The sequence below is a fragment of the uncultured Corynebacterium sp. genome, from assembly GCF_937999985.1.
Lineage (GTDB): Bacteria > Actinomycetota > Actinomycetes > Mycobacteriales > Mycobacteriaceae > Corynebacterium.
In genome coordinates this window covers 1-7,843 of the sequence record NZ_CALLDG010000176.1, presented here as the reverse complement: position 1 = coordinate 7,843, position 7,843 = coordinate 1, and the positions used below count along the sequence as shown (strand labels likewise).

At 62.2% G+C, this 7,843-nt stretch carries 7 protein-coding genes; 4 read left to right on the top strand and 3 right to left on the bottom strand.

All coding sequences use genetic code 11. From position 1 onward, the window contains the following. Positions 1-121 precede the first annotated feature (121 nt). From Q0331_RS08430 to Q0331_RS08420, 3 genes are all read left to right on the top strand, one after another. The gene (locus tag Q0331_RS08430; RefSeq protein WP_298075929.1) at positions 122-769 is read left to right on the top strand and encodes a VIT1/CCC1 transporter family protein; all 648 of its coding nucleotides are present in this window, start codon (positions 122-124) and stop codon (positions 767-769) included. 194 nt (positions 770-963) lie between these two features. Then, positions 964-1,788: an ATP-binding cassette domain-containing protein gene (locus Q0331_RS08425; RefSeq protein WP_298075928.1), complete on the top strand. Its 825-nt coding sequence runs from the start codon at positions 964-966 to the stop codon at positions 1,786-1,788. After that, the gene (locus tag Q0331_RS08420) at positions 1,788-3,920 is read left to right on the top strand and encodes a YhgE/Pip domain-containing protein (RefSeq protein WP_298075927.1); all 2,133 of its coding nucleotides are present in this window, start codon (positions 1,788-1,790) and stop codon (positions 3,918-3,920) included. The genes Q0331_RS08425 and Q0331_RS08420 overlap by 1 nt, the downstream gene beginning before the upstream one ends. A gap of 22 nt (positions 3,921-3,942) precedes the next feature. Here the strand turns inward: Q0331_RS08420 and Q0331_RS08415 are convergent, their stop codons facing one another. From Q0331_RS08415 to Q0331_RS08405, 3 genes are all read right to left on the bottom strand, one after another. Then, positions 3,943-4,542 (bottom strand): DUF421 domain-containing protein, encoded by a 600-nt coding sequence (locus Q0331_RS08415; protein WP_298075926.1) that lies wholly within the window; start codon positions 4,540-4,542, stop codon positions 3,943-3,945. A 92-nt stretch (positions 4,543-4,634) separates the two neighbouring features. After that, positions 4,635-5,879 (bottom strand): hypothetical protein, encoded by a 1,245-nt coding sequence (locus tag Q0331_RS08410; RefSeq protein WP_298075925.1) that lies wholly within the window; start codon positions 5,877-5,879, stop codon positions 4,635-4,637. A gap of 141 nt (positions 5,880-6,020) precedes the next feature. Then, complete coding sequence (locus Q0331_RS08405; protein WP_298075924.1) at positions 6,021-6,851, bottom strand: fructosamine kinase family protein; 831 nt, start codon at positions 6,849-6,851, stop codon at positions 6,021-6,023. 152 nt (positions 6,852-7,003) lie between these two features. Here Q0331_RS08405 and Q0331_RS08400 point away from each other — a divergent pair, with 152 nt between their 5' ends. Then, positions 7,004-7,480, top strand: coding sequence for a cupin domain-containing protein (locus Q0331_RS08400; protein WP_298075923.1), 477 nt, complete (start codon positions 7,004-7,006; stop codon positions 7,478-7,480). Positions 7,481-7,843 lie beyond the last annotated feature (363 nt).

Below are 7,843 nucleotides of genomic sequence, written 5' to 3'. Positions count from 1 at the left end.
TGACCTGCATAAAGGTAACCTTTCAATGCTTGCAGTAAATCTGACGCTCAGCGATACTTGAGTCATGAGCACTTCAGTATCTTGCCCCTGCGATCGCTACTACGACGGCAGCTGCACTGCCGTGGCTACATGCGAACGCGGGATTATCACCATCCCGACGGCTGAAGTGACCGCGCACGCAGAGGTTCCGCCAGCCACCCAGGCCGAACACACACCGACCGCTCCAGCCGAACACCCTGAGCTCGCCGCCCCCACCGAACACCCCGACGTCGATGACAACCACGGCGAGAGCCTCAACCGCCTCCGCGCGGCCGTCCTCGGCGCGAACGACGGCATCGTCTCCACCGCCGCGGTCCTCGTCGGCGTGGCTGGCGCGACCAGCAACCCACAGACCATCGCCATGTCCGGCCTGGCCGCCGTCATCGGCGGTGCCGTATCCATGGCGCTCGGCGAGTACGTCTCCGTCTCCTCACAGCGCGATTCCGAGCGCGCCATGGGAATGAGCCAGCTGGTGAACCCGTGGTCGGCGGGCATCGCATCCTTCATTTCCTTTATCTTGGGTGCCGCTCTGCCGTTTGCCGCCGCTCTGTTCGCCCCCGTCGCCGTAATCTTCGGCGTGACCTTCGTAGCCTTGGCGCTCACTGGCGCTCTGTCGGCTCACCTAAGTAACGTGCCGAAGACCCGCGCAATGCTGCGCATCGTGATCGGCGGAATGGCAGCCCTGGCGGTCACCTTCGCTGTCGGCTCCGTATTCGGAGCGGCAATATAGCCCACCTCCTTCCCCAATAGCGCTACAGCTTCCCGGCTAAATTCCTTGTAGATTCGGGTGCTGTAGCGCTATTTTGCCACGCCATCACAGCGCACCGCGAAGGAAATTGACGAAATCGTCAAAATCTACAAAAATGTCCAGGGTGTCTGTTGAAATAGACCGAGCTTCCCTACCCACAGAAATCAGGTAAAGCCATGTCTTCCCTAGCAGTAGAAGCCCAGGATCTCGAGCTAAAAGGTGACGAGGGCCGAGTGTTCGGCCCTCTTTCTTTCGCTATCCCCAACCAGGGTCTAACCAACCTGCTTGGCAAGGGTGGCTCCGGCCGCACGGCCCTAGCTCTAGTTCTTTCTGGTCGGATGAAGCCCACCGGCGGCTCGCTGAGCGTGCTCGGCGAATCCAAGCCAAAGGCGATCCGCTCCCGCGTAGCCATCGCGGGCGTGGAGCAGATCGACCTGCTGGAGCGTTCCGTCACGGTCCAGGACGTGCTCACCGAGTCTTTGTCCTGGTCGAAGCCGTGGTTCATGCCGATGCGCAAGGCCACCCAAGAGGACCTAGAGCGCTTCTGCAACCACGTTTACGGCGACCGCGACCTGCCTCCGCTGGATGCCTACATCTCCCAGCTGGACAACCTGGACAAGATCATGTTGCGCATCAGCCTTGCCCTGTCGCCCGCCGACAACAAGCCCGTCGAGCTGCTGATCATGGACGACATCGAGCAGGTGCACGAGAACGACGACCGTGCAATTCTGTTGCAGGTGCTAGAGCGCCTATCGCAGGACATTCCTGTGATCGTGAACTCGTCGAACCCCATTGTCGGACCTGTGGCGCCACACAAGGTTATTGAAATTGACGCCAACGCTGGCCACGCGCACCCGATTCATACCGGACTGCGTGAATACCCTGACCCGGCTGAAGTGGAATCAGACCAATACGACCCCGAACTCGATGATCCAGAACTCGACGACCTAGACATTCCCGAAGACCACAACACCACCGCAGAGCAGAAGGAGAACCGTTAATGCTTGCCGGTTTCAAACTCAACAGCGAAATCCGCAGTTTCAAGCGCAACCGGCTCACCCGAGCCGCACTTGTCATCCTTGTGCTTATGCCGCTGCTGTACTCCGCCCTCTACCTGTGGGCATTCTGGAACCCCTTCGGGAACCTGAACAGCCTCCCCGTTGCCCTGGTGAACAGTGACAAGGGAACCAACGTTGAGGGCGAGGAACTGCGCGCCGGCGACACGGTAATCGAAGGATTAAAGGACAACGACCAGATCAGCTGGATCGAAACGGATGCCGAAGATGCCCGCAAGGGCGTGGAATCCGGCCAATACTACTTCTCTCTCGAACTGCCGGAAAACTTCTCCGAAGCGGTGGCTTCCCCCACCTCCGATAACCCGGAGAAAGCCAACCTCATCAGCACTTACAACGACGCGAACGGCTACCTGTCCACCATGATCGGCCAGAACGTCATGCGTGAGGTCATCAGCGTGGTCGGCGACAAGATCAGTGCAGAGGCTGTGGACAAAGTCCTCGTCGGCGTCGTTGATGCCGGCTCCGGCATGCAGAAGGCTGCGATCGGCGCCGGCAAGCTCGCCGACGGCACCGCCGAACTGAAGGACGGGTCTATCCAATTGGACGACGGCGCCAACAAGCTCGCCGACGGCCTGGCCACCGCCAAGGACGGTTCCGGCAAGCTGCGCAAGGGCGCAACCGATCTGGATGACGGACTCGTCCAACTCCACGACGGTTCAGGGAAACTAGCCGACGGTACTGACGAGCTCGCCACGAAGGTGAACGCTGCGGCTGACAAGCTCAACGGCAAGGCCGGAAAGCTCAATCAGCTGGAAGATGGCGTCAATAAACTCGGCGACGGAGCAAGCCAGGTCAACGACGGAGTGCAGCAGCTCAACACCAAACTGGGCGGTGTGACCAAGGCCCAGGGCGACCACGCGGTCAAGCTGCGTGGGCTCTCCCGCGACCTGCGCGGCACCGGCGTGCCCGCCGCCATCACCGCAGCTGACGAGCTGGACAAGGTCGCCTTCGCCCTGGAGACGCAGGGCCTCGGCCCGAAGTCGCAGAACGCCTCGGACCTGAAGCGCCTGGCTGACGGCAGCGCACAACTGTCCTACCAGCTCAACGACCCGAACGCGCCACTGCGCAACGGCGTGACCGAGCTAAAGGGCCTGCCTGGACAGTTCAAGCAGCTACAGGACGGCGTGAACAAGCTCAACGACGGCGCGCAGACGCTCGATGAGAAGATGGGCGAAGCCTCCGACGGCGCAGGCAAGCTAAAGGACGGCGTGATCAAGCTGGACGACGGCAACACCAAGCTCAAGGACGGTGCGGACAAGCTCGCCGAGGGCACCGGCAAGGCCAAGGACGGCACCGCCAAGCTGGATGACGGCGCCTCCGAACTCCACACCAAGCTCTCCGATGGCTCCAAGCAGGTTCCGAATTGGAACGAAGGCCAGCGCCTGGCCACCGCCTCCACCATCGGCGGGCCGGTGGATCTGAAGAGCGACAACGATTCCGGCACCCACACCTTCGGCGCCGGCATGGCACCGTTCTTCTTCAGCATGGCACTGTTCATCGGCGGCATCATGGTCTACGTGATGATCAAGCCGCTGCAGGCCCGCACCGTCAACTCCGGCGTGCACTCCTGGCGTGCGGCGCTCTCCGGCTTCCTGCCGACCGGCCTACTCGCCATCGGCCAGGCAGCCGTCGTGGTCGGCGTGACCGTCTGGGGCGTGGGCATGGATGTCGATAACCTGCCGGGGCTATTCTTCTTCGCCGCCCTCGTGGCACTGGTGTGGATGCTGATGAACCAAATGTTCATTGCGTTCCTCGGCCCCGGACCCGGCCGCGTGGCCGCCCTGGCGATACTCATGCTGATGATCGTCGCCTCGGGAGGCCTCTATCCAGTCGAGACCCAAAACAAATTCTTCCAATTCCTGCATCCGTTCGACCCAATGACGTACACAGTCAACGGCTTCAGGCAGCTGATCTACGGCTTCTACGACGAACGCCTACCGATCGCAGTGGGAGTACTCTTCCTCGTCGGCCTCGGCTGCTTCCTGGTCACCACGCTATCGGCCCGCAGCCAGCAAACGTGGACCATGAAGCGACTGCACCCGGTGCTGAACGCTTAAGGTTCGGTGGGACGAGGGGGCGTCACAAAACCTTCTCGGCGCCTTCGACCCCCAGCAACAAATCCGGGTCGATCTTCTCCCCCGCGCGCAGGGTAGAGATCGACCCGTTGGATTCCAGAATCATGCACGCGACCTCGCTAAAGTCGCGCACCCCCGCCTTGCGCGCGGCCGTAGCGATCGCGGTCTCGGTAATGTGGTTGCGCTGCAGAGTCTCCTCCAGCACCTCACCATGGGCAATCAGCACCGTCGGCGGCGGGTTAATGGTGCGGCGCAAGGCCACGACGTCCTGCACGACGCCGAAGAGGGCCTCCATACCCATGAGTGTGAGCAGGCCGATCACGCCCGCGGCCAGCGACGGCGGGTGGCCCAGAACAGCACGGCCCGCGACGGCGCCGAACATAAAAATAACGACGGCATCAAAGCCGCCCAGCGGGCTGAGGATGCGCTGCCCAAACAGCCGCACCGCCACCAGGAACGTCAAATAGATACCCACGGCGGCGACCATGACCACCGGGATGCGCCACAAATCAATGCCGAGCTGTTCCTTCAGCACCGGCCCCCACCCCTGCGGCGGGGTGAAATCCGCCGCGCTTATCGCAACCGTCGTGAGTGATTCATGCATCCCGCCAAACATGGATACTCATTGTACGCCCAGGTAGAGGGCACGGCGCACCGGGCGCATGGCGGGTGTTCGGTGCAGTGCGCGCGGGTGCGCTACTTTTCGAGCTCCTCGTCGGGGATCTCGCTCTTCACCTCATCGGTGATGGTCCGGTGAAGCTCCTTGTCTTCGATGTTGGACTCGCCGACCAGCTTGCGCAGTTCCTGGCGATCCTCGTCGGTGTACTGTTCTTCGTCGTGCTCGCGGGCGTGGGCGAGCTCGTGGATGCGGTCGCGGCGGTTGGACTCCGCAAAAATGTCCGTGCGGGAGCGAAGCCACCAGGCGATCATCACGACGATCATCACCAGGCCGATGTAGCCAATCACCGGGTAGACGTAGGTCATGAGGGTATCGAAGCCCACGAAGCTGATGCCGTAGCCAATGAGCGTCACCACGATAAACACCGGACGGAAGGACTTGTCGGTGCTGGCGGTCAGACGCTTACCCAGCGCATAGAACATGCCAATCGCGGTGTTGAAGATCATGAAGAAGATGATGATCGCCATGATCACGCCCAGCACCGGGCTGATGTCGTCCATCATCGCGAGCATCGGCACGTCGCTGCCCTGGACGGTCTCGATGTTCAGGTACAGGGTGATCGCGGCGATGATCAGCATGACGGTGTACAGCACGCCACCCATCAGGCCGCCCACACCGGCCTCCTTCGGGGAGGCGTAGTTACCGCCGATCACCAGGGACATGGAAACACCCAGCAGCAGCGCCAGGCCGTTGTAGTTCAGAGCGGAGACGAACCACGGGGAAACCGGCGACTCTTCCGCCATCGCAATCTCGTTCAGATGCGAGGGGTCGGAGGGCATGTTGATCATCGTGTACACGAAGGCGAACACCACCGCGATGATGATCAGCGGGGTCAGCGCGCCAATGACCTGGCTGACCTTCTCCACGTCCAACATTCCGGCGGCCAGCACCACGCCCGTCATTAACAGCGCGCCCGCCCAGGCGGGGAGGCCGAACTGTTGCTCCAGGTTGGAGCCCGCGCCGGCGAGCATCACGAAACCAACGGCGAACAGGGTGATCGTCACGGAGACATCCAAGAACCGCGAGACAATGGGGTGCGCGACGTTGCGGAACACCATGCGGTGCTCGTCGGCCAGGAAGTAGCTGCCGACCTGCAGGATCACGCTACCTGCGAGGGCCATGACGATGCCGGCCAGCACCGCGCCCCAGATACCGTTGAGGCCAAAGGAAATGAAGTATTGGATGACTGCTTGGCCAGTTGCAAAGCCCGCGCCGACGGTCAGCCCGACGAAGGCCATGGCGATAGAGAATGTTCTCTTCACGCTGAAGAAACTCCTTCACTAAAAATTAGAAAAGCAAATCATGCGGTTTTGTCCGAACTATGACTGTACTCCGTCGGATCCCCTACAGCACTTCCGCTGGCGGCGGCTCACAGCTCACACGCCGCGCGCCCCGCCTGCGCGTCACAGCTCGCGCACCACGCGCCCCGCGCCCGCAACGGCCTCCCCGATGTAACTGCCGCCGAAGACCGCCGCATGCAGCCACAGCAGGTGTTGTTGGTGCAGGTCCACGCTCTGTGCACCCGTCCCCCAGCCATCCACGTGCGGGCTGGCCTCGAAATACGCGCCCTCGATGCTACTCAGGTGCGGCGCGCCGAAGAGCCGCAGCGCCGCCAGGTCCGCGCGCGGATGGCCGCCATGCGCGCTCGGGTCGATGAGGATTGCCCCTTCTATATTTCTTGACGCCACCTTCCCCCACAGCACATTCCCCGCCCACAGGTCGCCGTGGATACGGGCCGGAGGTGTGCCGTCGTCCAGCTGCTCGGCGCGCAGGGCCTCCAGCAGCCGGGAGACCTCGGCGGGAACGTCCGCGGTGGCGCTCCCGGCGCCAGTCCCCGAGTTCTCGGCTGCCGAGGTTCCACCGAAGACCCGCGCAACCAGCGGAGACAGGCACACGTCCGCGTAGAACTCTCCCCAGCTTTCGAAGGGTTTCAGGGGAAGCTCCAAGAGGATGTCGTTAGGGCCTTGAAATCCGGACTCCCCCGTCGGCGAGAACCCGAAATGGGGCGCCCCCGCAGCATGCGTGGCCGCCAGCTTTCGGCCGAAATCCTCGGCCATGGCGCGTGTGGGCGTCATAGGCTCTACCCGATCGATCCCCAACCCACGAGCATCATGCTTGTGAACAGAAACAACCGGGGCGCCGCCCGGAGCTTCGGCGAGCCAGCGCAGGCCCGCGACCTCCCAAGCGCCGGGGCGGTCGGGGTTAGCTTTCCAATAAATGTCAGAAGTAGCCATGCCCCCAGTGTTACAGCGTTATGGCTTCGGCGTGACAGCATTGTGGCTTCGGCGTGACAGCGTTGCTGTGTCAGCGGGCTGGCGGGCGCCTGAAAGGCCAGGAAAACCGGCCTACACTGGGAGATGAAGGTCGTCGAACCGGAAGGAGCATCATGAAGATCGTAGACAACGGACCAGAGGCCAATGTCTTTGACATTGAAACTGCCACCCGAGAGAACACTAACTACCGCACCACCGCATGGACGGGTAAGTACCTGCAGGTGACCCTCATGTCCATCGCGCCTGGCGATTCCATCGGCCTGGAAGTGCACCACGATACCGACCAGTTCCTGCGCCTGGACGCAGGTGTCGGCAAGTGCATCATGGGTCCGGACAAGGACAACATGACCATCCAGCAGGAAGTTTCCGACGGCTGGGCTGTGCAGGTTCCGGCTGGCGTGTGGCACGACATCATCAACACCGGTGACGAGCCGATGCAGGTGTACGCGGTCTACGCGCCGAGCCACCACGCTAAGGGCATCGTTCAGGAGACCGCCGAGCAGGCGGAGAAGGACGAGGAGTCCGGCAAGGACGTTCCGCCGGAGTGGACCGTTCAGCCGCCGAAGCAGCAGGCCGACGAGCACGCCTAGAGCTGGGTTGATCTGACGAAAGTGGCACCTCCCCGCGAGGTGCCACTTTTCTTTTGCCCTGCCCCGCGTGGCTTGCGCCGCGCGGCTTTCACCGTGCGACCTCCACCTGGCGGCATGCACCACGCAGCCTCCGCCGCGTGACATCCACCGAATAGCCTCCACAGCGCCGGAACCGCCCACGCCACTCACGCCACATGCACCCCTGATGCCCCACAGGCTCCACAGTCGCGAGCGGGCTACAACGCCAATGTCCCAAATCTTCCACTTTCGCCAAAAAGCACACTTGCAGCCCAATAGTCATAATTGCCTGACCTGCACAAATAGATTAGTTATAAAAACAGAGTGGAAGATTTGGGACACCCC

Coding starts and splice junctions, on each gene's coding strand:
- Q0331_RS08425 (WP_298075928.1), top strand. CDS start 964: ATGTCTTCCCTAGCAGTAGAAGCCCAGGATCTCGAGCTAAAAGGTGAC.
- Q0331_RS08420 (WP_298075927.1), top strand. CDS start 1,788: ATGCTTGCCGGTTTCAAACTCAACAGCGAAATCCGCAGTTTCAAGCGC.
- Q0331_RS08415 (WP_298075926.1), bottom strand. CDS start 4,542: ATGCATGAATCACTCACGACGGTTGCGATAAGCGCGGCGGATTTCACC.
- Q0331_RS08405 (WP_298075924.1), bottom strand. CDS start 6,851: ATGGCTACTTCTGACATTTATTGGAAAGCTAACCCCGACCGCCCCGGC.
- Q0331_RS08400 (WP_298075923.1), top strand. CDS start 7,004: ATGAAGATCGTAGACAACGGACCAGAGGCCAATGTCTTTGACATTGAA.